The following is a 25,140-nucleotide window of genomic DNA, read 5'->3' on the forward strand; positions in this document are numbered from 1 at the left end:
CGCTGGGAAGTGCCATTTATCGAGCAATATCAAAACTTTTTGATATTGCTCTTGCAGGGATTTGTACCCGTCACTAGACTGCTGGCCCTATGAATTTACCCGCGCCTTCCATTGAACATGACAATTGCGACGAGCTGGTGGCCCTCTGCAAGGCCGGCGGCGATGCTCTGCGTCTGAATGTATTGCGCGCCCTGGCCAACGATTCGTTCGGCGTACTGGAACTGGCGCAGATCTTCAGCATCGGCCAATCCGGCATGAGTCATCACCTCAAGGTATTGGCCCAGGCCGGCCTGGTAGCGACGCGCCGTGAAGGCAACGCGATTTTCTACCGTCGTGCCCTGCCCCATACCGACCTGTTGGGTGGCAAGTTGCACGCCGCCCTGCTGGAAGAAGTGGACAGCCTGCCCCTGCCGGTCGATGTGCAATCGCGGATCGGTCAGGTCCATGGGCAACGAGCGGCAGCCAGCCAGGACTTTTTCTCACGGGTCGCGGAGAAATTTCGCGCCCAGCAAGACTTGATCGCCGGCTTGCCCCAATACCGCGAAAGCGTGGTGGCCTTGCTCGACAAGTTAAGTTTCAGCACAGGCGCCACGGCCATTGAAGTCGGCCCCGGTGATGGCGGGTTTCTGCCGGAACTGGCGCGCCGCTTCACTGAAGTCACCGCACTAGACAACAGCCCGGCAATGCTCGAACTGGCCCGCCAGGTCTGTGAACGTGAAAAGCTGGCTAACGTCAGCCTGCAATTGGCCGATGCATTGAACGGTGTAAGCCTTCGGGCCGATTGCGTTGTACTGAACATGGTATTGCACCATTTCGCCGCGCCGGCCGATGCACTCAAGCACATGGCCGACTTGCTGAAACCGGGCGGCAGCCTGCTCGTGACAGAGTTATGTAGCCACAACCAGAGTTGGGCCAGGGAGGCCTGCGGTGATCTCTGGCTGGGGTTTGAACAGGACGATTTGGCCCGTTGGGCCACCGCTGCGGGACTCGTTCCCGGGGAAAGCCTCTATGTAGGCTTACGCAATGGTTTCCAGATCCAGGTCCGCCACTTTCAGCGACCGACTGGCGACACTCACCATCGGTAAATTCAGGAAAACATCGAGATGAGCGAATACTCCCTCTTCACCTCCGAGTCCGTGTCTGAAGGACATCCGGACAAAATCGCCGACCAGATTTCCGATGCGGTGCTGGACGCCATCATTGCTGAAGACAAGTTCGCCCGTGTAGCGGTCGAGACACTGGTAAAAACCGGCGTTGCAATCATTGCCGGTGAAGTGACCACCTCGGCCTGGGTCGACCTGGAAGAGATCGTGCGTAACGTCATTCTGGACATCGGCTACAACAGCTCCGATGTCGGCTTCGACGGCGCCACTTGCGGTGTGATGAACATCATCGGCAAGCAGTCCCCTGACATCAACCAAGGCGTTGACCGTGCCAAGCCTGAAGATCAGGGTGCCGGCGACCAGGGCCTGATGTTCGGCTACGCCAGCAACGAAACCGACGTGTTGATGCCAGCACCGATCACCTTCTCGCACCAACTGGTTCAACGGCAGGCCGAAGCCCGTAAATCCGGCCTGCTGCCTTGGCTGCGCCCAGACGCCAAGTCGCAAGTGACTTGCCGTTACGAAGGCGGCAAGGTTGTCGGCATCGACGCCGTTGTACTGTCGACCCAGCACAACCCTGACGTGTCGTACAAAGACCTGCGCGAAGGCGTGATGGAGCTGATCGTCAAGCACGTACTGCCTGCCGAACTGCTGAGCAAGGACACCCAGTTCCACATCAACCCGACTGGCCAGTTCATCATCGGCGGCCCGGTTGGCGACTGCGGCCTGACCGGTCGCAAGATCATCGTCGATAGCTACGGCGGCATGGCCCGTCACGGCGGTGGCGCGTTCTCCGGTAAAGATCCATCGAAGGTTGACCGTTCGGCCGCCTACGCCGGTCGTTACGTGGCCAAGAACATCGTTGCTGCCGGTCTGGCCGAGCGCTGCGAGATTCAGGTTTCCTACGCGATCGGTGTTGCCCAGCCTACGTCGATCTCGTTGAACACCTTCGGTACCGGCAAAATCAGCGACGACAAAATCGTCAAACTGGTTCGCGAAGTGTTCGACCTGCGTCCATACGCAATCACCACCATGCTCAACCTGCTGCACCCGATGTATCAAGAAACCGCTGCGTACGGCCACTTCGGTCGCACCCCGGCTACCAAGACCGTGGGCGAAGACACCTTCACCACGTTCACCTGGGAAAAAACCGACCGCGCCGACGACCTGCGTCTGGCTGCCGGCTTGTAAGACTTCCCCGGCGGTACCCAAAGCCCTGCACGGTTCGCCGTGCGGGGCTTTTTATTGGGGTTCACTTTTGCACCGTGTCGCCGCCATCGCGAGCAGGGATTTTATGTACGCCACAGATTAAATATAGGAGCGAGCTTGCTCGCGAAGAGGCCAGCCCAGTCACCCTGAAACACCAGGCAAAACACCCACCGTTCCCACCCGAGAATCCTGACTAATCTTCAAGCACTCCACCTGAGCAAGGACGCTCACGATGTTTCCACGCCTGTTGTCCTCTGTCTTCCTGACCTTATTTTGCCTGAGTTCCAACGCAGCCGACTGCCCCGACTGGCCACCCGCCCGAGCCCTGGACGAAATTACCACCCTGCAAAAACAAATCGACCTTTGGGACGACCACTATCACCGGGGCGGACGCTCACTGGTCGCCGACGAAATCTACGATCAGTCCCGCGCGCAATTGAGCGAATGGCGTGAGTGTTTTCACTTGGACCTGGCGCCCGCCCCCCTGCGTACTGCCAACGGCCAGACAACCCACCCCATCGCCCACACTGGCCTGGACAAACTCCGTGATGAACAGGCCGTGGAAAACTGGTTGCGCGATCGCAAGGGCCTCTGGATACAACCCAAGGTCGATGGTGTGGCCGTAACTTTGATTTATCGCGATGGCCAGCTACACCAAGCCATCAGCCGTGGCGACGGCATTAACGGACAGGATTGGACTACTTCGGCACGATTGATCCCCGGCATTCCTCGGCAACTGGCCCAATCAGTGGATTTGCTGGTGCAAGGCGAACTCTATTGGCAGCTGACCGACCACGTACAAGCCAAGGCCGGTAGCCGCAACGCTCGCTCCACCGTAGCCGGCCTGATGGCCCGAAAAACGCTCACCCCTGAACACGCCACCGGCATCGGGCTATTTGTCTGGGACTGGCCACAAGGCCCGGCCAATCTGCACGAGCGTATCGCGACTCTGGATGAGCTGGGCTTCCCGAGCGCTGCGCCCTACAGCCAACCGATCCAGACATTGGCTGATGCGCAACGCTGGCGCGATCACTGGTATCGTTCGCCCTTGCCGTTTGCCAGTGACGGTGTCGTCCTGCGCCAAAGTCTGCGCCCCTCGGCCGAACGCTGGCGGGCAAAATCACCTTACTGGGCCGTCGCCTGGAAATACCCTTTCGCACAGGCACTGGCGCAAGTACAAACAGTCGAGTTCAAGATAGGCCGCACCGGCCGGATCACACCGGTGCTGAACCTGAAGCCGGTGGCGCTCGATGACCGGCAGATCAAACGCGTGAGTGTCAGCTCGCTGCGGCGCTGGGAGGCACTGGACATCCGCCCCGGCGATCAGGTGTCCATCAGCATGGCGGGGCTGACCATTCCCAGGCTCGACAGCGTTGTGCTTCGCAGTACCGAACGCCCTGAGCTGAATATCCCGCGGGCAGCTGATTTCCATCATTTGAGTTGCTTTAAGCCGACACCGGGGTGCGAAAGCCAATTCCTCGCACGACTGGCCTGGCTCAGTGGCAAGCAAGGGCTCGCCTTACCCCATGTCGGCCCTGGAACATGGGAAAAACTTTTAGAAACAGGCCGTCTGCATGGCCTTCTGGATTGGTTGACCTTCGATGCTCAAGAGCTTGCTACCATTAACGGCTTCGGCGAACGCAGCAGTGCTCGTCTTTTAAACAGTTTCAACAGTGCTCGACAGCGTCCTTTCAGTCGCTGGTTAAAAGCCTTGGGTTTACCTGCGACGGGGCAGGCGCAGCTTGCCAATTCATGGCAGGAGCTGGCCAATCGAAATACCGAACAATGGCAGGCTGAAGCCGGTATCGGCCCGGGACGTGCGGCGCAATTGAGCGCTTTTTTTCGCGACCCGCAGGTCCTGGCCTTGAGTGAAACATTACGTCTTGCGGGGATTGACGGATTTTAGAGACCGACAATGCCCGCAAGCCCGGGGAACCCCTAGGTGCCGATGCGCTCAAACGCCCATCGCCACACCGACCCGCTTGCCTTTGCACATGGAGCTTTTATGAAATTTCTTGCACCACTCGCCCTGCTGACCCTTTGCAGTGTGTTGGCCGCTCCACTGATGGCGGCTGAAGCTGAAGAAGCACCGGAGCTGACCGGCTGCGCAGCCAAGAAACAAGGCATCATCAACCAGATCGAACTGGCCAAGTCACACGGCAACGCCGACCAGCAAGCAGGCCTGGAAACCGCTCTGAGCGAACTCACCGCTCATTGCACCGACGCCTCACTGAAGAAAGAACGGGAAAACAGGGTCCTCGACGCCAAACACGAAGTCAGCAAGCGTCAGGCTGACCTCGACAGCGCCATGAAAAAAGGCGACCCCGATAAGATCAACAAACGCAAAGACAAACTCGCCGAGTCCCGCAAGGAATTGCAGGATGCGCTGGATGAGCTGGATAAATAAGGCGTTTTGCAGCGATCATTCCCACGCTGAGCGTGGGGAACGATCGACCAGCCAGCGAGAATCAATGATCCCGAAACTGTTTATGGCAAGCACTGCAAGCATCTTCAACTTTCTGCACCGCCGGCCCAAGGTTGCTGGCCTTGTAAGGCTGAACCTGACTGGCGATCACCAATTCACCGGTGGCGGCTTCAAGGTTGCGGGACATTTCCTGAAAACGTGCCTGCTGTTGCCAGACATTGTCCTTGGCACTGGTGTGATCTTCTTCGCGCACCTGTGGAAAATGTTTCCACGGTTCACGGGACAGCGCATCGAGCTTCACCGCGCCGTCGGCGAATTTCTGGCCATCAAATGCAACGCGACCACGCAACATGCCGCCCAGGTCTTCGCCGGTCTTGAGCATCTGCTTGAAGATCGCCTTGCGCTGACCCAGTGGCGAATTCGGGTCGACGCCGCCGCATGCGGACAACGTCAGACATGCCAGCAATACAACAGAAAGTCTTTTGAGAGTCATGGTGGCTTCAGGTCACGGGAAACGGCGGCCAGTATCCTCGTCTCATCGACAAAGACCAATAGCCCTATTATCAATACGGGTTGTTTGAGCGCATGGAGCACTCAGGCGACCAGCAAAGGAAATACTCCATGAACAGCCGTTTCAAGGCATGGCGTCACCACCTCGCGTGGACTCTTCCAATGGTCGCCGTACTCGCCGGCTGCACCGGCGGCGATAACAACAAGCCAAAAACCCACGCACTGGCTACCTATTCCAGTGCCACCTGGGAAGCGCTGCCGGCGGTGTCCGATAACGACCTGGTCGCCGGTTTCAGTTCGTGGCGCAGTGCGTGCAACCGGCTCAAGGCCGACCCGGTCTGGGGCCCGACCTGCACGGCTTCTGCCAACGTGCCGCAAACCGCCCCTGATATCCGCAATTTTCTGAAACAAAATCTGGATGTCTATGGCCTGCGTGCAGCCAATGACAACCCCAACGGCTTGATCACCGGCTACTACGAACCAGTCTATCCGGGCAGCCTGACCCAAACCACGACAGCGAACATCCCGGTCTACGGCGTGCCTGAAGACATGATCATCGTCTCACTGGACAGCCTCTACCCGGAACTCAAGGGCAAGCGTCTGCGCGGTCGACTTGAAGGGCGAGTGCTCAAGCCTTACGACGATGCTGCAACGATCGGGACCAAAGGGGTCAAGGCGCCAGTGGTTGCCTGGCTGACCGATCCGATGAACCTGCAATTCCTGCAAATCCAGGGTTCGGGACGTATCCAGCTCGATGACGGTCGACAGCTGCGCATCGCTTACGCCGACCAGAACGGCCATCCATATCGGCCCATCGGTCGCTGGCTGGTGGAGCAAGGTGAGCTGAAGAAAGAAGACGTGACCATGGGCGCGATCAGCACTTGGGCCAAGGCCAACCCGACGCGCATTCCCGAGCTCCTTGCCAGCAACCCCAGCTATGTATTTTTCACCCGCAACCCGGACAGCAACGAAGGGCCTCGCGGCTCATTGAATGTACCGTTGACGGCGGGGTATAGCGCGGCAGTAGACCGCAAGGTGATTCCGCTGGGCAGCCTGTTGTGGCTGTCCACCACCAAACCGGACGGCACTGCACTGGTTCGTCCGGTGGCGGCTCAAGATACCGGCGGAGCGATTGCCGGCGAGGTCCGTGCGGACCTGTTCTGGGGCACAGGTGAAGTGGCCGGGCAATTGGCCGGGGACATGAAGCAGCAAGGGCAGATCTGGATGCTGTGGCCTAAAGGTGCGGCGTTGCCGCAAGTGCCTCAGGTGGCTGATGCGGCGAACACTAAACCCTGAGGTTTGCATGGGCAGTTAGATAGCTATCGCGAGCAGGCTCACTCCTACAATTGATCTTCAGTGAACACAAATCTTGTGTTCACCACAGCCCCTGTAGGAGTGAGCCTGCTCGCGATGAGGCCGGCAAAATCACCAAAGCTCTGTCAGACCGACACCACAAAGAAACTCACAATCAACCCCATCCCGACAAACCACACCAACGACCGCAAAATCGCCCAGTCCGCCAGATAGCAAATGATGTACAGCAACCGGCTGGTGATGAATAACACCGACAGCACATTGATCGTCACCAGTTCGGCATTGCCGGCCAGGTGCGCGACGATCACCGCCGCCGCGAACGCCGGGGTCACTTCAAAACTATTCAGTTGCGCTGCATGCGCGCGTCTACCCAAGCCCTCCAGCGAATCGAGAAAATCCCGAGGATCATGGTTGTCTTTCAGCCTGTACCCACCACTGGCCTTGGCAACTCCCGTGCAGATATAGGGCAGGAAAATCGCGATCAAAATGCACCACAGGGCAACCGTCATAAAGCAGTCCTTTCTTCAGTATTAGAATTTCGGGTTCGGTTAAAACTTCATCACCAACATGCCGATCAACACCAGCCCACAGGCCAGAAGTCGTGGCCGGCCGAACGGTTCCTTCAGGTAGCGCATGCCGAACAGCACCACCAGAATCACGCTGATTTCACGCAGCGCTGCGGCTTCGGCAATCGAGCCCAGCTGCATCGCCCACAGCACCAAAGCGTAACTGAACAACACGCAAAATCCGACCGCCAACCCCAGACGCCATTGCTCCCGCCAGAACAGCATGAACGCCGGCCGTTTGCGCACCAGCGCCAACAATGGAAACGGCCAGGCACTGAGCAGTGTGACCCAAACCAGATAATCCAGCGGGTGAGACCAGCGCCTTAGTGCCTGGCCGTCGATGAAGGTATAGCAACCGATGCACAGTCCGATCAGCGCCACCACCGGCAACATCGACCACGGCAAACGCGCACCACCTCCACCCTGCCACAGCAGGCAAAGCATGCCGAACGGAATCAGCAAAATCCCGAAAATCTGCTGATTCGTCAGCACTTCCCCGGCGAAGATCAGCGTCAGGGCCAATACCACCAACGGCGACAGGCCGCGCATCAATGGATAAACCAGCCCCAGATCGCCGACCCGATAGGCCTGGATCAGCAGATAGCGATAGAGCAACTCAAACGCCGCCGACGCCAGGATCCATGGCCAGATTTCAATCGGCGGCACGCTCACAAATGGCAACATCACGGCGACAAACACCATCGCCACGCTGTCCATGCAGGCCACCACCAGCAAGCGTTCCGCACTGAATTTGATCAGGGTATTCCACGCTGCGTGCAACAGCGCTGCTATTAACACCAGTGCTGTTGCAAGCACGGCACACTCCTTTCTATGTTTTTGTTCCCTGTGGGAAGCGCCCAGATAATTGATTCGCCATATGTCGGCAGTGTTTATACTGCACGCGACCACGCCGCACTCAGTTGCGCACAGACTAATTCCAATAATTTCTGTCCATGCCCGCTCTCACCGACAACGGGCATCGGCATGCGTATGCCTGATCACAGCGTCAAGACTACCGACAGAGACCTTGCGCATGCCACTCGCCTTGCTTGCCCTCGCTGTTGCCGCGTTCGGCATCGGCACCACCGAATTCGTGATCATGGGCCTGTTGCCCGATGTCGCTCGTGACCTCGCCGTCAGCATCCCGAACGCCGGCTTGTTGATCACCGGCTATGCCTTGGGTGTAGTGTTCGGCGCGCCGATCCTTGCGGTCGGCACCGCCAACATGCCGCGCAAGGCGACATTGCTGGGGATGACGCTGATGTTCATCCTCGGCAACGTCTTGTGTGCCCTGGCGCCGAACTACACCACATTGATGGCTGCCCGTGTGGTCACCGCGTTGTGCCACGGCGCGTTCTTCGGTATCGGTTCGGTGGTCGCGGCCGGCCTGGTCGCACCGAACAAACGGGCACAAGCCATTGCAATGATGTTCACCGGCCTGACGCTGGCCAATGTGCTGGGCGTGCCATTGGGTACCGCGCTTGGGCAGTACGCCGGCTGGCGCTCGACCTTCTGGGCGGTCTCGGTGATTGGCGTGATTGCCGCGATCGCGCAGTGGCGCTGGCTGCCGGCACACATCGCCATGGAAAAGGCCAACCTCGCCAGCGAGTTCAAGGTGCTGGGCAAGATCAATGTGTTGCTTGCTTTGGGCATGAGCGTACTGGCGTCGACCAGCCTGTTCAGCGTGTTCACTTACATCGCGCCGATCCTGCAAGACATCACCGGCATCAGTCCGCATGGCGTGACTCTCATGCTGCTACTGTTTGGCGTGGGTTTGACCGCAGGCAGCATGCTCGGCGGTAGACTGGCGGACAGTCGTTTACTGCCTTCGCTAGTGGGCATGGCGCTGGCCGTGCTCGTGGTACTGGCGGCGTTCACGCAGACCAGTCACTCGGTGATTCCGGCGGCGATCACGCTGGTGCTGTGGGGGATTTTTGCGTTCGCCCTGTGCCCCATCCTGCAATTGCTGATCATCGATCAGGCGCACGAAGCGCCTAACCTCGGATCGACGCTGAATCAGAGCGCGTTCAACCTCGGCAACGCAGCGGGCGCATGGATTGGTGGACTGGTGGTTGCCAGTGGTGCGGATCTGGCGGATTTGCCATGGACCGGTGCACTGGTCAGTGGTTTGACCGTGCTGACTGCGCTGTTCTTTATTTACCTGCAACGTCGTGGTGCGGCGGCGATCAATGTGTCCGGCTGATTATTTGCTTTGTTGCTGAAACCGCTATCGCGAGCAAGCTTGCTCCTACAGGGTCTGAATCTATTCCTGTGGGAGCCTGCTCGCGATGAAGTCGACGCGGTTCACACCTCTTCGCGATCGCGCTGATCAGGTGCCTGATTCACGCTTTTCTTCGGCGGCCCACTCTCGCTGCGAATTTGTGCATGGCTGATGAGCGCAAAGATAAAGCTGCCCCCGATGATGTTCCCCGCCAGCGTCGGCCCGGCGAACACCAACCAGAAATCCTTCCACGGTAACTCGCCGGCAAACACCAGGTATGACACCTCGGCCGAACCGACCACGATGTGGGTGAAATCACCCAGCGCCATGAGGTAGGTGATGAGGATGATGATCCACATCTTTGCGCTCTCCATGGACGGAATCATCCACACCATCGTGGCGATCATCCAGCCCGAGACGATGCCCTTGGCGAACATTTGGCCAGCGTGGTTTTCCATGACTTTGCGGCCGATTTCGAGAAAAGCCAGGTCGGTTTTGCTGTCGAAAATCGGCAGGTTCAGCATCACATAGGCCACCAGCAAAGTACCGCACAAGTTGCCCACCAGCACCACCGTCCACAGGCGCAGCAACCGACCGAAGTTGTTCAATGTGGGCTTGGTCATGACCGGCAACACGGCGGTCAGGGTGTTTTCGGTGAACAACTGCTGACGAGCGAGGATCACCGCGAGAAAACCGGCGCAGTAGCCGAAACTGGCGATCACCTTGAAGTGCTCACCGTCCGGCAATCGCGAGTTGAGCAAACCCATGGCCATCAGCGACAGCCCCATGGTCAAGCCAGCGGCCAGCGCTGACCACCACAGGGCAGCGACACTGCGCTCGAGTTCCTGATCGCCCTGGGTTCGGATGATTTCGTGCAGCACCGCCGCACGGGGCGGCTGGCTCTTTTCGACGTCCTGCTGTTCTTCAGCCGAGAGGTTCGGGGTTTTGCCGTCTTTTGGGGTGTCCATAGCGTTCCTGAACCGGTGGCGTGTCATGTAGGTACGACACGTGCGGTTCGGAGCTGTTCAGTACTCGAACAAACGAAACCACTCCTGTAGGAGCCGAGCTTGCTCGCGATGGCGTCATTCGCATCACCGCCGAGACCGAAGTGAACCCATCGCGAGCAAGCTCGGCTCCTACAGGGCTCGCATTACGAGCCGGCCACATCATCCTGGAACTGATCTTTGACGTATTTGATCTCGGTACGGCCATGCGGCGCCGGCAAGCCATCCTCACCGAGGTTGACGAACACCATCTTTTCCACCGTGAGGATGCTTTTGCGGGTGATTTTGTTACGCACTTCGCAGGTCAGGGTAATCGAGGTGCGACCGAACTCGGTGGCGGTGATGCCCAGTTCGATGATGTCGCCCTGACGCGAGGCGCTGACGAAGTTGATTTCGGAAATGTACTTGGTGACGACGCGCTGGTTGCCCAGTTGAACGATGGCATAGATCGCCGCTTCTTCGTCGATCCAGCGCAACAGGCTGCCGCCGAACAGCGTGCCGTTGGGGTTGAGGTCTTCAGGTTTTACCCATTTGCGGGTGTGGAAATTCATATTCACTCCTGAGGGTCTTGCGAAATGATGGAGGGCATCATGGCAGAGCCCGTCCCGGAGCTCTATTACGCATAGACTATGGTCTCGATTACCGTTCAGACATTGACCTACAGAAACGCTTTGGAAGATCAGCATAGCCCGCTATAATCGCCACCGTTTCAAAACCGTATCGATCCATTGATACCGTTTTCCCGCCACCTGTCCGAGGGGCGCTGCAGCAGGTTCGACCTGTCAGGCTCGGATGGGGCGTTGCTTGGCTGTGATCAGTCAGACACTAAACGCACAACGGCGCCCATTCGCATACATTACGAATGGAGGCTCTTCATGAGCGCTGTTATCACGCCTGCAGATTTTAACGATTACAAAGTGGCCGACATGTCCCTGGCTGCCTGGGGCCGTCGCGAAACCATCATCGCCGAATCCGAAATGCCTGCCCTGATGGGTCTGCGCCGCAAATACGCCGGTGAGCAACCGCTCAAAGGCGCGAAAATCCTCGGCTGCATTCACATGACCATTCAGACTGCCGTGCTGATCGAAACCCTGGTTGCCCTGGGTGCCGAAGTACGCTGGTCGTCCTGCAACATTTTCTCGACTCAAGACCAGGCCGCTGCCGCTATCGCTGCTGCCGGCATCCCGGTTTTCGCCTGGAAAGGCGAAACTGAAGAAGAGTACGAGTGGTGCCTGGAGCAAACCATCCTGAAGGATGGCGCGCCTTGGGATGCCAACATGATCCTCGACGACGGCGGCGACCTGACCGAGCTGCTGCACAAGAAATACCCGGCGATCCTGGACCGCGTCCACGGCGTCACCGAAGAAACCACCACCGGCGTTCACCGCCTGCTGGACATGCTGGCCAAGGGCGAGCTGAAAATCCCGGCCATCAACGTCAACGACTCGGTGACCAAGAGCAAGAACGACAACAAGTACGGCTGCCGTCACAGCCTGAACGATGCGATCAAGCGCGGCACCGACCACCTGCTGTCCGGCAAGCAAGCGCTGGTCATCGGCTACGGTGACGTGGGCAAGGGCTCCGCTCAGTCCCTGCGTCAGGAAGGCATGATCGTTAAAGTCTCCGAAGTTGATCCGATCTGCGCCATGCAAGCCTGCATGGACGGTTTCGAACTGGTTTCGCCGTTCATCGACGGTATCAACACCGGCACCGAAGCCAGCATCGACAAAGCACTGCTGGGCAAGATCGACCTGATCGTGACCACCACCGGCAACGTCAATGTTTGCGACTCGAACATGCTCAAAGCCCTGAAGAAGCGCGCTGTTGTCTGCAACATCGGCCACTTCGACAACGAAATCGACACCGCTTTCATGCGCAAAAACTGGGCATGGGAAGAAGTGAAGCCACAGGTTCACAAGATCCACCGTACCGGCGCTGGCGATTTCGACCCGCAGAACGACGACTACCTGATCCTGCTGGCCGAAGGCCGTCTGGTTAACCTGGGTAACGCCACCGGTCACCCAAGCCGCATCATGGACGGTTCGTTCGCCAACCAGGTGCTGGCTCAGATCTTCCTGTTCGGCCAGAAGTACGCCGACCTGTCGCCAGCCCAGAAAGCCGAGCGCCTGACCGTTGAAGTACTGCCGAAGAAACTCGACGAAGAAGTGGCCCTGGAAATGGTCCGCGGTTTCGGCGGCGTTGTGACTCAACTGACCAAGACCCAGGCCGACTACATCGGCGTGACTGTCGAAGGTCCGTTCAAGCCGCACGCTTACCGCTACTGATTGACCTGCTGCCTGCTCTCCCTTGTGGGAGCGGGCTTTTTGTGGGAGCTGGCTTGCCTGCGATGCAGGCGCCTCGATGCTTCAGTTGCAGCGAGGTGATGCCATCGCGGGCAAGCCCGGCTCCCACAAAAGCCCCCTCCCACATTGGGTTTGCAAGCCTCCGGCTTACGCGTTTTCAAGGGTATTCCCATGTCCCAAGACCGTCGCTACAGCTTCGAGTTCTTCCCTACGAAGACCGACGCTGGGCATGAAAAGCTGCTCGCCACTGCTCGCCAGTTGGCAACCTACAACCCCGATTTCTTCTCCTGCACCTATGGCGCTGGCGGTTCGACACGTGATCGCACCCTCAACACCGTGTTGCAGCTCGAAAGCGAAGTCAAAGTCCCTGCCGCACCACATCTGTCGTGCGTGGGTGACAGCAAGGAAGACTTGCGCGGCCTGCTAGCCCAGTACAAGGCTGCCGGCATCAAGCGTATCGTTGCCCTGCGCGGTGACCTGCCTTCGGGCATGGGCATGGCCAGCGGTGAAATGCGCCACGCCAATGACCTGGTCGAATTCATTCGTGAAGAGACCGGTGATCATTTCCACATCGAAGTCGCCGCTTACCCGGAAATGCATCCGCAAGCGCGCAATTTCGAAGACGATATCGCCAATTTCGTGCGCAAGGCTAAAGCCGGAGCCGACAGCGCGATTACCCAGTACTTCTTCAACGCCGACAGCTACTTCTACTTCGTCGAGCGTGTACGGGCGGCGGGCGTGAACATCCCGATCGTTCCGGGGATCATGCCGATCACCAACTACAGCAAACTGGCGCGTTTCTCTGACGCCTGCGGCGCGGAAATTCCACGCTGGATCCGCAAACAGCTGGAAGCCTACGGCGACGACACCCAAAGCATTCAACGCTTTGGTGAGCAGGTCATCACCGAAATGTGCGAACGTCTGTTGCAAGGTGGCGCACCCGGCCTGCACTTCTACACACTGAATCAGGCCGAAGCGAGCCTGGCAGTGTGGAACAACCTGAAGCTGCCGCGCTGAAACAGTGCAAAACCATGAAAAGGCTCTGGCGAAACCCAGGGCCTTTTTTATGAAATGAGTCTCGTGCCAGCGCTTCTGGATCGGGTTCTGGCTCTTTATGATTTCTCGTCGTAATCTCAGGCCATGCCCTTGATTACGCAATTTATGACAGTGCTGCTTTTTACTTGCCTGAGCTTCGCCGCTCATGGCGAGAAGCTGCGCATTGTCACTGAGCCATGGGCGCCTTACGTCTACGAGGTAAATGGCAATTCCTTGGGGCTGGATTACGAAACCACGGCCATCGTCTTCAAACGCCTGGGTATCGAAGTGGACTGGCAGTTCCTGCCATGGAAACGCTGCCTGTCGATGCTCGAAACCGGCCAGGCAGATGGCGCGCTGGACATATTCCACAGTGATGAGCGAGACGCGACCCTGCTCTATCCCGTTGAGCCGCTCTCGGAAGTCGAATTCGTGATGTTCTACGCCAATGACCGGCCCTATCCGTTTCACGCCCTGAACGACCTGAAAGGTCTGACCATCGGCACCTCGCCGGGCTATCTCTACAGCAAGGACTTCAGCGAATCTGCGCTGCTCACCCGTGAACCGGCGCCAACCCATGAAGCCAACTTCGGCAAGTTGATGCGTGGGCGGATCGACCTGTTGATCACTGATCGCCGGGTCGGCCAGCACTTGCTCGATGAATTGGGCATCCGCGACAGGATCACTGAAAACCCGACCATCATCAGCCACCAGAGTCAGTTTCTGGCGGTACGTAAAAATGCCGGCATGGATTTGTTGGTGCAACGTTTCGGTGCCGAGCTCAAACGCTTCAAGCGCGAACCCGCCTACGCGGAGTTGAGCGCCCGTTACGGCGCCGATCCGGGCGTCAATGTGAAAGCCGCGACCGTCACCACCGCCACCGTAAAAACCGTTGAGCAGCAGGAAAGCGGCGCGCAGTGATTGCTCTGTTATACTCCGGCCTTCCCGCCAGGCTCACGCCCGGACGCTCGGACTTGTTCAAGGCATCTCGACCCCGCTACAGCGCAGCTCTTCAGCCCGCGCGAGCGCTCCAGACGAGCTTTCAAGGCCCAGCAGGACCGGACGGGATTGCGTTCTTCTTAAACGCTATTCGCGCCAGGCAAGACTCCCATTGGGCCAAGCCCTAACTAAAACAGGATTACTCATGTCCTTTGCTTCCCTCGGTCTCTCCGAGGCTTTAGTCCGCGCCATCGAGGCAGCGGGCTATACCGAGCCTACTCCGGTGCAACAGCGGGCCATTCCCGCCGTGTTGCAAGGTCGCGACCTGATGGTTGCGGCTCAGACAGGTACTGGTAAAACCGGTGGCTTCGCCCTTCCGATCCTGGAACGGTTGTTCCCTAACGGTCACCCGGACAAATCCCAGCGTCACGGCCCGCGCCAACCACGCGTACTGGTCCTGACCCCTACTCGCGAACTCGCGGCTCAAGTCCACGAGAGCTTCAAGGTCTATGCCCGTGACCTGAAGTTCGTCAGCGCCTGCATCTTCGGCGGCGTTGGCATGAACCCGCAGGTTCAGGCCATGTCCCGTGGTGTTGACGTGCTGGTGGCCTGCCCTGGCCGCCTGCTCGACCTCGCCGGCCAAGGCAGCGTCGATTTGTCCCACGTGGAAATCCTCGTGCTGGACGAAGCCGACCGCATGCTCGACATGGGCTTTGTCCATGACGTGAAAAAGGTTTTGGCCCGCCTGCCAGCCAAACGGCAAAACCTGCTGTTCTCGGCGACGTTCTCCAAGGACATCACCGACCTCGCCGGCAAGCTGCTGCACAACCCGGAACGCATCGAAGTCACGCCGCCGAACACCACGGTAGAGCGTATCGAACAGCGCGTATTCCGCCTGCCAGCCAACCACAAGCGCTCGCTGCTGGCCCACCTGATCACCGCGGGTGCCTGGGAACAGGTGCTGGTGTTCACCCGCACCAAGCACGGCGCCAACCGCCTGGCCGAGTACCTGGACAAACACGGCCTCAGCGCCGTCGCGATCCACGGCAACAAGAGCCAGAACGCCCGCACCAAAGCCCTGGCCGACTTCAAGGCCGGTGAAGTGCGCATTCTGGTGGCCACCGACATCGCCGCTCGCGGTCTGGACATCGACCAGTTGCCACACGTGGTCAACTTCGAACTGCCAAACGTCGACGAAGACTACGTTCACCGTATCGGCCGTACGGGCCGTGCCGGTCGTTCGGGCGAAGCGATCTCGCTGGTCGCGCCGGACGAAGAGAAGTTGCTGAAAAGCATCGAGCGCATGACCAAGCAGAAGATTGCCGACGGCAACCTGATGGGCTTCGACTCCAGTGCTGTAGAAGCCGAGAAACCAGAAGTGCGTGAGCGTCCGGATGTGCGTAACCCGCGCAACCCACGTGGCCCGCGCGGCGACGGCCCGAACGGCACCGGTGGTGGCGGCGGTCGTAAAGACAAAGGCAAGGACAAGGGCGGCAAGGAAAAACCTGCCGCGACTGGCCGTGGCGATCGCCCGGCCCGTGAACACAAGCCACGCGAAGGCACTCCGGCTCGCGAGCAACAGCGCCCGGCCCCTCGCGCCGCTGCTGACCGTGCTCCGGATGAGTTCCTGGACGACGATATCGACAACTTCGGTAACCGCGTTGATTACGTCCCGCAAGCCAAACCGGCTCAGGGCCGCGGTCGCCGTCCGGGTGCTCCGGCACAAGGCACGGCTGCTGGCGCAGGTGCTCCGCGCACCGGCGGCAAGCCTCAGGGTCGCCAAAGCGGTCCGCGCAGCAGCGATGGCGCCACCACCGGCACGCCGCCGGCCAAGCGCAGTGGCCCACGCAGCGGCGCGCCACGTGACGGTCAGGCCCGTCGCGAAGAAGGCCGCAACCGTCGCCCTGCTCGTGACGATCAGCCGCGTTCGGAACCAGCCGTGCAGAACCCGCGCAGTCCAGCGCCGAAGATCATTCACAAGGAGTCGAAAACCGATCGTTTCCCGACTCCCGAGCAACTTGATCAACTGCCAGGCCGTCCGCGTGGCGAAAAACCAGCGTTGCTGACCCGCAATCGCTAAGTTTTTCCCGCCATGAAAAATGCCCCTGATCTCACGATCCGGGGCATTTTTTTGGTCACCACAAAACCCCTGTGGGAGCGAGCCTGCTCGCGAAAGCGGTGTGTCAGGCAACATCACTGCTGAATGATTGACCGCATTCGCGAGCAGGCTCGCTCCCACAATGGACCTCATCGCCTGAACAGATTGTGATGGGCAACAAAAAACGCCCCCGACCGTGAGGTCGGGGGCGTTCTTTTGTCTGCGACGAAAATTACTTCGCTTTCACACCTTCAAAGGTGACGTACAGATCAACAGCGTCGGACTGTGGACCCAGGTCCATCATCTTGCCGAAATCAGAACGCTTGATGCTGAAACTGCCTTCAAAACCGGCACGGTAGCCGCCCCATGGATCCTTGCCTTCACCCAGGAAAGTGGCCTTGACCACGATTGGCTTGGTGACGCCAGCAATAGTCAGGTCGCCGGCCACATCAGCAGTGTCTTTGCCAGCGGCGTTTTTGCCGGTGGATTTAACGCTGGTGGACACAAACGTGGCTTTAGGGAAATCAGCCACTTTCAGGAAGTCTTTGCTGGAGATGTGTTTGTCGCGCTCAGCGTTGTTGGTGAACACGCTGGCTGGGTTGACGTTGAATTCGATCTTGCTGTCTTCTGGCTTGGCAGCGTCGAAGCTGAACTTGCCGTCGATGTCCTTGAAGGTACCGGTGATGTAGCTGTAGCCCAGGTGGCTGATCTTGAAGTTGACGAAGGCGTGCTGGCCAGTTTTGTCGATGGTGTAGTCAGCAGCCATTACGTTAGCGGACAACAGGGCGGAACCGATTGCCAGAGCGGCGAGAGTCTTTTTCAACATGTCTTGTATTCCTTGGGGGCTAAGTTGAACGTCAGGCTTTGCGACCCAGCATTCGTTTCAGGGTTACATCACGGTCGATAAAGTGGTGCTTCAATGCTGCCAACGCATGGAGGCCGGAAAAAATGACCAGCAACCACGCCAGGTAGAGATGAATCGCACCCGCGTTATCTGCCTGGTCCGGTAGCCCGGAAACCAGTGCAGGCACTTCAAACCAGTCAAACACCGGAATCCCGACACCCTCTGCGGTGGAAATCAGGTAACCGGCAATCATCACAGCAAACAAACAGAGATACAGAAAAGCATGCCCGAACTTGGCGCCCAGGCGCGTCATGCGGCTGTAACTGGTCAGCGTTGGCGGCGGTGGGCTAATGAAGCGCCACAACACGCGCAAAACCATGACACCCAGCAGAATCAGACCGATGCTCTTGTGCAGATCTGGTCCTGACTTGCGCCAAGGGTCGTAGTAGCCGAGACCGACCATCCACAGACCCAGACCGAACAAACCGAACACTGCCAGCGCTACGCCCCAGTGCATGAAGATGCTGACCCAGCCGTAACGAGCAGTAGAGTTTCGTAGTTGCATTGCCGAGTCCCTGTAAGTGCTGGCCCAAGACTATCGAGTTATCTATCGAATTAAAGCGGAAAATTTTGCTTTGAAATATCGAGAAATACGATCAAGAGCTTGAAATGAGCGTGTTAAGGAAAGATTAAAGACTACTTAGTGAGAAAAAATGAAGTCCACCTCGATAACACCTGCGATCCAGGGTTTATTCGATTCTTGGGACTGGTTTTCTCCAGTCATAAAAAAACGCGGCATCTCTGCCGCGCTTCTTTAATCCCGACGCTTACTGCGCCTTGGTAACCGTTGTCGGTGTCTCAGCGGGCTTAGCCGCTGGTTTTTTTACCGGAGCCTTTTTGGCTTCGGTTTTGGCAGCAGGTTTCTTCGCTGGGGCTTTAGCCGGTGCCTTTTTGGCAGGCTCGGCTTTCACTGGCGTTGCAGGCTTCGGTGCTTCGACGGGTGCCGGTGCAGCAACCGGGGCTGGAGCCGGTGCGGGTGGAGTGACAGGCTCAGGTGCCTTGACCGGCTCTGGCTTCTTGGCGTCATCCGAACCACCGAACAGGTTGCTGAAAAAGTTACCTTTCTTCGCTGCCACCGCGCCGGCCGCCGCTGCGGTCGCTGCGGTCGCTGCCGTCGCCACTTTCGCCGGTTCAAACGACTTGCCCGCCGCCAGGTCTTCAACCTGACTGGCCGCACGCTGACCGGTGCGCAAAGCGCCTTCCAGAGTGCCTGGGTACAAGGTGTCAGTGTGTTCGCCGGCGAACGCTACGCGCTCAATCGGGCGCTCCCACAGGCGCCAGTATTTGCTGATCTGACCCGGACCGAAGGCCAGGTAAGCGCCGCCCATCGAAGGGTCGGTGCTGTAGCGGCGCAGTTCATAACCGGTGAACGAACCACGCGCCTGTGGATAAAAGGCGTGCAGGCGAATCAGCACCTGATCGACGACTTGCTTGTCGCCAAACGCTTGCATCACGCGTGCGTTGTCGCCGGCCAGGTTGATCACCACGTTGGCGCCGCCCTTCAGCGCCGGCTCGATCCACAACATGCCAAGGCCGGTGTTGCTGAAGATCTCGCCGGACATGCGCGCTTTGGTTTCCCACACAGGCGTCTTGAACTTCAGCATGATCTGGTCGCGCCAGCCGTAGTTGGTGCCTTTGATGGCGCCCATGTGCTGGGCATCTAGCGACGGGGTCATCTGGATCTTGCTCAGTGCGCGCAACGGCACCGCCAATACCACGTAATCAGCCTGATAGCCGACGCTACCCACTTTGACGGTCACGCCGTCCTTGTCCTGGGTAATCGACGAGACCGGGGAGCTGGTCTTGATGGTTTTCAGCTGCTTAACGAACGCCTGGGCCAGCACCGTGCTGCCGCCCACCAGTCGCGAAGCACGCAGGTCACGATCGGACGTGCCACGGTAAACCCGGCTTTGCTGCGCGTAGTACAGCAGCGACAGACGCGAAGGTTCGTCGTAGCGGGTCCGAATTTGCTGATTGATCAGCTGACGCGCAGTGGCTGGCAGGTTCTGCTTGTCGAGCCAGTTGGATACGGTGATCTGATCCAGCGTTTGCAAGGTGCTAGTGGCGAGCGGGTTCTGCGGGTCGTCAATCGAGCGCGCCAGATCATCCAGGGTTTTTTCGTAGCGCTTGAGCGCGTCGGCGGTGGCCGGTTGCTTGGTCGCCAGGTCGGCAGCGGAGAAGTACTCACCGTCGATCAGATAGCCTGGGGTACGCACGAACTCCGGGGCTGGCGTGGTGGCCAGCTTGAAGGTCGACACGTACTTGTTCAGCACCGGCTGAGTCTTGTCGTTGCCGATCCACTCGCCGGTGGCCATGCCCGAGCGACCGCCCAGGTTCGGCTTGGCTTCAAGTAGCGTGACCTGCCAGCCTTTGTTCTGCAGCTCGTAAGCTGCGGTCAGGCCAGACAGCCCGCCACCGATCACGATCGCCGTTTTATCCTTGGCCAGCGCAGACACGCTGAACAGCCCCAACATCACCAGCGCACAGGCGCGCAGCCAACCGACAGACATTCAGCGAACTCCGGAAATACATGTGGAAAAAAGCAGTTTTACGAGTCAGTCGACTCCAGGAACCGCGAAGGATACGTCAGGCTTCAGACGCCCGCCAGCAACGTCTATCGACCTGTACAAAGTAGCTCAAACAACACAATGGGTTGTCCCCACGCCACGCATTGCATAGGCTTGCGCGATTGTTTGCCCGCCTACGTCGCGGGTAGCCTCGAGGAGACAGAAAATGGGCCTGAATAAACAGTGGATGGAACGCGATCTCGCGGTGTTGTGGCATCCCTGCACCCAGATGAAAGATCACGAACAGTTGCCGCTGATCCCGATCAAGCGCGGGGAAGGTGTGTGGCTGGAAGACTTCGAAGGCAAGCGCTACCTCGACGCCGTCAGCTCCTGGTGGGTCAATGTGTTTGGCCACGCCAACCCGCGCATCAATCAGCGCATCAAGGATCAGGTCGATCAACTGGAGCATGTGATCCTTGCCGGCTTCAGCCATCAGCCGGTAATCGAGCTGTCCGAGCGCCTGGTGAAGATGACCCCGGAAGGCCTGACCCGATGCTTCTACGCCGATAACGGCTCCTCCTGCATCGAAGTCGCGTTGAAAATGAGCTTTCACTACTGGCTCAACCGCGGCCAGCCGAACAAGAAGCGCTTTGTCACCCTGACCAACAGCTACCACGGCGAGACCATGGCGGCGATGTCGGTGGGTGACGTGCCGCTGTTCACCGAAACCTACAAGGCGCTACTGCTGGACACCATCAAGGTGCCGAGCCCCGATTGCTACCTGCGCCCGGACGGCATGAGCTGGGAAGAACATTCGCGCAACATGTTTGCGGCCATGGAACAGACCCTGGCAGAGAACCATGACACTGTCGCGGCAGTCATCGTCGAGCCGCTGATCCAGGGCGCCGGCGGCATGCGCATGTACCATCCGGTTTACCTCAAACTGCTGCGCGAAGCCTGCGACCGCTATGGCGTGCACCTGATCCACGACGAAATCGCCGTCGGCTTTGGTCGCACCGGCACCATGTTCGCCTGCGAACAGGCCGGCATCCGCCCTGATTTCCTCTGCCTGTCCAAGGCCCTGACCGGCGGTTACCTGCCGTTGGCGGCTTGCGTGACGACCGAAGACGTCTACAGTGCCTTCTACGACGACTACCCGACCCTGCGCGCCTTCCTGCATTCGCACAGCTACACCGGCAACCCGCTGGCGTGCGCGGCAGCCCTGGCGACTTTGGATATTTTCGAAGAAGACAACGTCATCGAGAACAACAAGGCCCTGGCGCAGCGCATGGCCTCCTCCACCGCGCATCTGGTGGATCATCCAAACGTCTCGGAAGTACGCCAGACCGGCATGGTGCTGGCCATCGAGATGGTCAAGGACAAGGCCACGAAAGAAGCCTACCCGTGGCAGGAACGTCGTGGTTTGAAGGTGTTCCAGCACGCACTGGAACGTGGTGCTTTACTGCGACCGTTGGGCAGCGTGGTGTATTTCCTGCCGCCGTACGTGATTACGCCAGATCAGATCGACTTTCTGGCCGAAGTGGCCAGCGAAGGGATCGACATCGCGACGCGTAACAGCGTCAGCGTGGCAGTGCCGAAGGACTTCCATCCGGGATTCCGCGATCCGGGCTGATTTATTTCACTTGAGCTTTCGTGGTGTCAGGGCTGACGTCTTCGCGAGCAGGCTCGCTCCCACAGTTGACCGCGTTCCCTGTGGGAGCGAGCCTGCTCGCGAAGGCGTCGCCACGACCTGCACATGAATTACAGAGAATCAAAATGAGACTGTCCCGCTTCTTTATCGACGCCCCCCTGAGCACCGGCGAACACGAGTTGCCCGAAGCCCAGGCCCATTACATCAGCCGCGTGCTGCGCATGGCCGAGGGTGATGCATTGCAGCTGTTCGACGGCTCGGGCCATGAATTTCGCGCCACGCTGGTGGAGGTCGGCAAGAAGCGCGTCGTGGTGCAGATCGATGAAAGCTTTGCCGGGCAAGTCGAGTCGCCGCTGGCGATCCATCTGGGCCAGGGCTTGTCCCGTGGCGAACGCATGGACTGGGCGATCCAGAAAGCCACGGAGTTGGGCGTCACCGAAATCACCCCGATCTTCAGCGACCGCTGCGAAGTCCGCCTCAAGGACGAACGCGCCGACAAGCGCCTGATGCACTGGCGCCAAGTGGCGATCAGCGCGTGCGAACAATGTGGACGCTCGCGGGTGCCGGTGATTCATCCGCCGCTGCTGCTGGCGGATTGGTTAAAGCAGACCGAAGCCGAGTTGAAACTGGTCCTGCATCCGGTGGCGGAGCCGTTGGTGAGCCATGCCAAGCCTGCGACGCTGGCGTTCCTGATTGGCCCGGAAGGCGGGTTGTCCGATGCTGAAGTCGAGCAGGCCAAGTCGGCCGGGTTCCATGCTGCCCGCCTCGGTCCTCGGGTGTTGCGCACCGAGACCGCGCCGGTGGTGGCGTTGGCGGTAGCGCAGCAGCTTTGGGGTGACTTCTAGGGCCCTTTCGCGAGCAGGCTCGCTCCCACATTGAAATGCATTCCCTTGTGGGAGCGAGCCTGCTTGCGAATGGCCGCGAAACGGTCTAGCGGCCGATCTGGCTGCTACTGCACCGGATCGCTCGTCGGCTTGACCGGGTCCTTTTCTAAACAGGGAAATTCAAGCGGCCGGGTGGCTGAAACCCTGCAGGTCAATGGAAGCCTGGCGTCGGCTGATCAACTCGCTCAGTAACTGGCCGCTGCCACAGGCCAGGGTAAAACCCAGCGCACCATGACCGAGATTCAGCCACAGATTGCGGTAGGCCGTTGCGCCTAAAAGTGGTACTCCGCTGGGGGTCGCCGGACGCATGCCGGCCCACTCCACAGCGGCATCGTAATCGCCGGCATTTGGGAACGTGTCGCGGGCCTGGCGTTTGATCAGGCTCAAGCGTTCGGGATCGACGGCCGGGTCGAAGCCGACGATGTCGACCATCGCCGCCACGCGCAATTGCTCACCAATGCGCGCATACACAATCTTGCGGTCGTAGTCGGTGATGCTCAGCTCGGGCGCCCGGTGTTCGGCACCGATCGGCAGCGTCAGGCTGTAGCCCTTCAGGGGATAAAGCGGCAGCCGCAGGCCGGGCAACGCAAGCAGCGGGCTGCGATGGCCGGCGGCGATCACCAGTTGCTCGACCGGCAAGACCTCGGCGCCCAACTCAATGGCGCTGACCGCACCATTGCTGTGCTGAATCCCGGTCACCGCTTGCCCGAGGTGAAATTCGCAACGGCCGGACGCCTTCAGTCGCGCCACCAGTTGCTGGCAAAAACCATGGCAATCACCGACCTCCTCGTCCGGCGTATAGATCGCGCCGACAAAAGGCGCATCGGCCAGCGCCGGTTCCAGCTGCATGCACTCGGCAGCAGACAACACCTGCTGTTGCTGCGGATCGGCCAGGCCTTGGCGCGCTTTCCCGAAGCTGGCGGGGTTGCGAAATGTCACCAGTTTGCCGTTGCGCCGCCATTGGAAACCGCTCAGCCCATCGTCTTCGCGCCAGGTTTTCAGCGTGCTCTGACTGAACAGTGCCAAGCGCAGCAAGTGCGCGGCGTTCTCACGGTTGACCGAACGACGGCACGCGGCGAGGAACGATGCCATCCAGCGCCATTGGACCGGATCGAGCCGTGGGCGCAGTTTCAACGGCGAGTCGCCGCGCAACATCCAGCCGATCGCCTGCAACGGCACGCCGACGTCCGCCAGTGGTGCCACGTAGCGATAGGACAACTGGCCGCCGTTGGCGAAACTGGTTTCGCTGCCCAGCGAATCCCGGGCCTCGACCACCGTCACCTCGAAGCCGTCGCGCACCAGCGCATACGCCGTTGCCAGGCCAATCACGCCACCGCCGATGATGCACACACGCTGAACCATGTCCGTCCCTAAAACCGTTGTGAAGGCGAGGCCGAGGTTAGAGCCAGGTGACAGGCGGCGAACAATGAATAAAGATGCCGAACCCATAAACAAAGGTTATGGACTTACCATGCGCCTTCGTCATATCGAGATATTCCAGGCCATTCGCCAGACCGGGTCGATCAGTGCTGCCGCGCAATTGCTGCACGTCTCCCAGCCTGCGGTGACCAAGGTGTTGCAGCACGCCGAGCAGCAACTGGGTTTCCCGTTGTTCCTGCGGGTTCGCGGCAAATTGCAGGCAACGCCGGAAGCGCTGGAGCTTGCGCGGGAAGTCGATAAGGTCACCGAAAGCCTGCAAGGCGTGCGGCGGCTCGCCCAGAGCTTGCGCCGCGAGCCGGGCCATAGCCTGCGCATTGGCGCCACTCCGGCGCTGGCTCTGTCATTGCTACCGCCGGCCATTCACGAGTGGACCGAGCGTTACCCGGACATCGCCTGCGAATTGTCCAGCGCCCATAGCCGCGAACTGGTGCAGAACCTGCTGATGCGTGAAGTGGATGTCGCCCTGACCCTGCAACGACCGGATCATCCGGGGCTCAAGGCCCAGGCGCTAGCGGCGGGCGTGCTGGTGGCACTGGCGCCTGCCGGTTACTGGTCGGCGGCAGAGGCAGGCACACCGTTGCCATTGATGGCGCTGGCTGATGCTCCGCTGATTGGTTTGTCCAGCGCCGACCCGTTGGCGGCCCGGCTCGATAGTTATCTCGAAGCGGTGGAGCCGCCGCCTCGGGTACGCATCGCGGTGCAGACCTACTCACTGGCCCGGGCGATGGTGGAATCCGGTGCAGGATTGGCGGTGATCGACCCGTTCACGGCCCTAGGCGCCTCCCCTGCCGCGACGGCGATTCGCCCGTTGACCCCGCCGCTGCCCATCACTCTGTACGCGGTAACCCGCGCCACCGAACCGCCGCCCCACACCTTGAATGACTTGTTGCAGGTATTCAGCCGCCGGGCCCAGGAACAACTGGATCGCTTGATCCCTGCGCAACTTTAAATGTAGGAGCGAGCTTGCTCGCGATGGCGGTGGATCAGTCAACGATGATGTCGTTTGACCTGACGCCTTCGCGAGCAA

General features: G+C 59.5%; 22 protein-coding genes and 1 riboswitch. Of the genes, 13 read left to right on the plus strand and 9 right to left on the minus strand.

What is annotated here, in order from left to right; translation table 11 throughout:
* Positions 1-89: 89 nt before the first annotated feature.
* The 4 genes from AC3ISI_RS27040 (at position 90) to AC3ISI_RS27055 (ending at position 4,719) form a co-directional block, all read left to right on the plus strand.
* The gene (locus tag AC3ISI_RS27040; protein ID WP_489334552.1) at positions 90-1,085 is read left to right on the plus strand and encodes an ArsR/SmtB family transcription factor; all 996 of its coding nucleotides are present in this window, start codon (positions 90-92) and stop codon (positions 1,083-1,085) included.
* Between the two features lie 18 nt (positions 1,086-1,103).
* Entirely contained in the window at positions 1,104-2,294 is a 1,191-nt protein-coding gene (gene metK, locus AC3ISI_RS27045) for a methionine adenosyltransferase (RefSeq protein ID WP_489334553.1), read from the plus strand.
* Between the two features lie 250 nt (positions 2,295-2,544).
* Positions 2,545-4,218, plus strand: a complete 1,674-nt coding sequence (ligB, locus tag AC3ISI_RS27050; protein WP_489334554.1) for an NAD-dependent DNA ligase LigB — start codon at positions 2,545-2,547, stop codon at positions 4,216-4,218.
* A gap of 99 nt (positions 4,219-4,317) precedes the next feature.
* Positions 4,318-4,719, plus strand: a complete 402-nt coding sequence (locus AC3ISI_RS27055; RefSeq protein WP_489334555.1) for a DUF1090 domain-containing protein — start codon at positions 4,318-4,320, stop codon at positions 4,717-4,719.
* A gap of 61 nt (positions 4,720-4,780) precedes the next feature.
* Here AC3ISI_RS27055 and AC3ISI_RS27060 read toward each other — a convergent pair whose 3' ends face one another.
* Positions 4,781-5,230, minus strand: a complete 450-nt coding sequence (locus tag AC3ISI_RS27060; RefSeq protein ID WP_489334556.1) for a c-type cytochrome — start codon at positions 5,228-5,230, stop codon at positions 4,781-4,783.
* Positions 5,231-5,358: 128 nt separating this feature from the next.
* On the opposite strand from AC3ISI_RS27060, the gene mltA reads away from it, so the two are divergent.
* Positions 5,359-6,543, plus strand: a complete 1,185-nt coding sequence (gene mltA / locus AC3ISI_RS27065) for a murein transglycosylase A (protein WP_489334557.1) — start codon at positions 5,359-5,361, stop codon at positions 6,541-6,543.
* A gap of 143 nt (positions 6,544-6,686) precedes the next feature.
* Here the strand turns inward: mltA and AC3ISI_RS27070 are convergent, their stop codons facing one another.
* A complete protein-coding gene (locus AC3ISI_RS27070; RefSeq protein WP_007945444.1) occupies positions 6,687-7,070 on the minus strand; it encodes an MAPEG family protein in 384 nt (127 codons plus the stop codon).
* A gap of 39 nt (positions 7,071-7,109) precedes the next feature.
* On the minus strand, positions 7,110-7,943 hold the full coding sequence (locus AC3ISI_RS27075) for an EamA family transporter (protein ID WP_489334558.1): 834 nt from the start codon (positions 7,941-7,943) through the stop codon (positions 7,110-7,112).
* Between the two features lie 217 nt (positions 7,944-8,160).
* Here AC3ISI_RS27075 and AC3ISI_RS27080 point away from each other — a divergent pair, with 217 nt between their 5' ends.
* Positions 8,161-9,330, plus strand: a complete 1,170-nt coding sequence (locus AC3ISI_RS27080) for an MFS transporter (RefSeq protein WP_489334559.1) — start codon at positions 8,161-8,163, stop codon at positions 9,328-9,330.
* Between the two features lie 101 nt (positions 9,331-9,431).
* Here AC3ISI_RS27080 and AC3ISI_RS27085 read toward each other — a convergent pair whose 3' ends face one another.
* On the minus strand, positions 9,432-10,316 hold the full coding sequence (locus AC3ISI_RS27085; protein WP_489334560.1) for a formate/nitrite transporter family protein: 885 nt from the start codon (positions 10,314-10,316) through the stop codon (positions 9,432-9,434).
* Between the two features lie 182 nt (positions 10,317-10,498).
* Positions 10,499-10,903, minus strand: a complete 405-nt coding sequence (locus tag AC3ISI_RS27090; protein WP_489334562.1) for an acyl-CoA thioesterase — start codon at positions 10,901-10,903, stop codon at positions 10,499-10,501.
* A gap of 198 nt (positions 10,904-11,101) precedes the next feature.
* Positions 11,102-11,204, plus strand: a riboswitch (S-adenosyl-L-homocysteine riboswitch).
* A 23-nt stretch (positions 11,205-11,227) separates the two neighbouring features.
* On the opposite strand from AC3ISI_RS27090, the gene ahcY reads away from it, so the two are divergent.
* The 4 genes from ahcY to rhlE2 all read left to right on the plus strand — a co-directional run bounded on the left by ahcY (position 11,228) and on the right by rhlE2 (position 16,709).
* On the plus strand, positions 11,228-12,637 hold the full coding sequence (gene ahcY / locus AC3ISI_RS27095) for an adenosylhomocysteinase (RefSeq protein ID WP_489334563.1): 1,410 nt from the start codon (positions 11,228-11,230) through the stop codon (positions 12,635-12,637).
* Positions 12,638-12,826: 189 nt separating this feature from the next.
* Positions 12,827-13,672, plus strand: a complete 846-nt coding sequence (metF, locus tag AC3ISI_RS27100; protein WP_489334564.1) for a methylenetetrahydrofolate reductase [NAD(P)H] — start codon at positions 12,827-12,829, stop codon at positions 13,670-13,672.
* A gap of 123 nt (positions 13,673-13,795) precedes the next feature.
* Complete coding sequence (locus tag AC3ISI_RS27105) at positions 13,796-14,611, plus strand: substrate-binding periplasmic protein (protein ID WP_489334565.1); 816 nt, start codon at positions 13,796-13,798, stop codon at positions 14,609-14,611.
* Positions 14,612-14,834: 223 nt separating this feature from the next.
* Positions 14,835-16,709, plus strand: coding sequence for an RNA helicase RhlE2 (gene rhlE2, locus AC3ISI_RS27110; protein ID WP_477789944.1), 1,875 nt, complete (start codon positions 14,835-14,837; stop codon positions 16,707-16,709).
* Positions 16,710-16,959: 250 nt separating this feature from the next.
* On the opposite strand, the gene AC3ISI_RS27115 is transcribed toward rhlE2, so the two are convergent.
* From AC3ISI_RS27115 to AC3ISI_RS27125, 3 genes are all read right to left on the minus strand, one after another.
* A complete protein-coding gene (locus AC3ISI_RS27115; RefSeq protein ID WP_489334566.1) occupies positions 16,960-17,553 on the minus strand; it encodes a YceI family protein in 594 nt (197 codons plus the stop codon).
* Positions 17,554-17,584: 31 nt separating this feature from the next.
* Positions 17,585-18,136 carry a cytochrome b gene (locus tag AC3ISI_RS27120; RefSeq protein ID WP_489334567.1) on the minus strand — a complete coding sequence of 184 codons (552 nt, stop codon included), beginning with the start codon at positions 18,134-18,136 and terminating at the stop codon, positions 17,585-17,587.
* Positions 18,137-18,398: 262 nt separating this feature from the next.
* The gene (locus AC3ISI_RS27125) at positions 18,399-20,141 is read right to left on the minus strand and encodes a flavin monoamine oxidase family protein (protein ID WP_489334568.1); all 1,743 of its coding nucleotides are present in this window, start codon (positions 20,139-20,141) and stop codon (positions 18,399-18,401) included.
* 223 nt (positions 20,142-20,364) lie between these two features.
* On the opposite strand from AC3ISI_RS27125, the gene AC3ISI_RS27130 reads away from it, so the two are divergent.
* Complete coding sequence (locus AC3ISI_RS27130; RefSeq protein ID WP_489334569.1) at positions 20,365-21,771, plus strand: adenosylmethionine--8-amino-7-oxononanoate transaminase; 1,407 nt, start codon at positions 20,365-20,367, stop codon at positions 21,769-21,771.
* A gap of 143 nt (positions 21,772-21,914) precedes the next feature.
* Positions 21,915-22,634 (plus strand): 16S rRNA (uracil(1498)-N(3))-methyltransferase, encoded by a 720-nt coding sequence (locus tag AC3ISI_RS27135; protein ID WP_489334570.1) that lies wholly within the window; start codon positions 21,915-21,917, stop codon positions 22,632-22,634.
* A gap of 159 nt (positions 22,635-22,793) precedes the next feature.
* On the opposite strand, the gene AC3ISI_RS27140 is transcribed toward AC3ISI_RS27135, so the two are convergent.
* Entirely contained in the window at positions 22,794-24,035 is a 1,242-nt protein-coding gene (locus AC3ISI_RS27140) for a D-amino acid dehydrogenase (protein ID WP_489334571.1), read from the minus strand.
* 109 nt (positions 24,036-24,144) lie between these two features.
* Here AC3ISI_RS27140 and AC3ISI_RS27145 point away from each other — a divergent pair, with 109 nt between their 5' ends.
* A complete protein-coding gene (locus AC3ISI_RS27145; RefSeq protein ID WP_489334572.1) occupies positions 24,145-25,062 on the plus strand; it encodes a LysR family transcriptional regulator in 918 nt (305 codons plus the stop codon).
* Positions 25,063-25,140: the final 78 nt, after the last annotated feature.

Source organism: Pseudomonas sp. GL_139_B, from assembly GCF_057834475.1.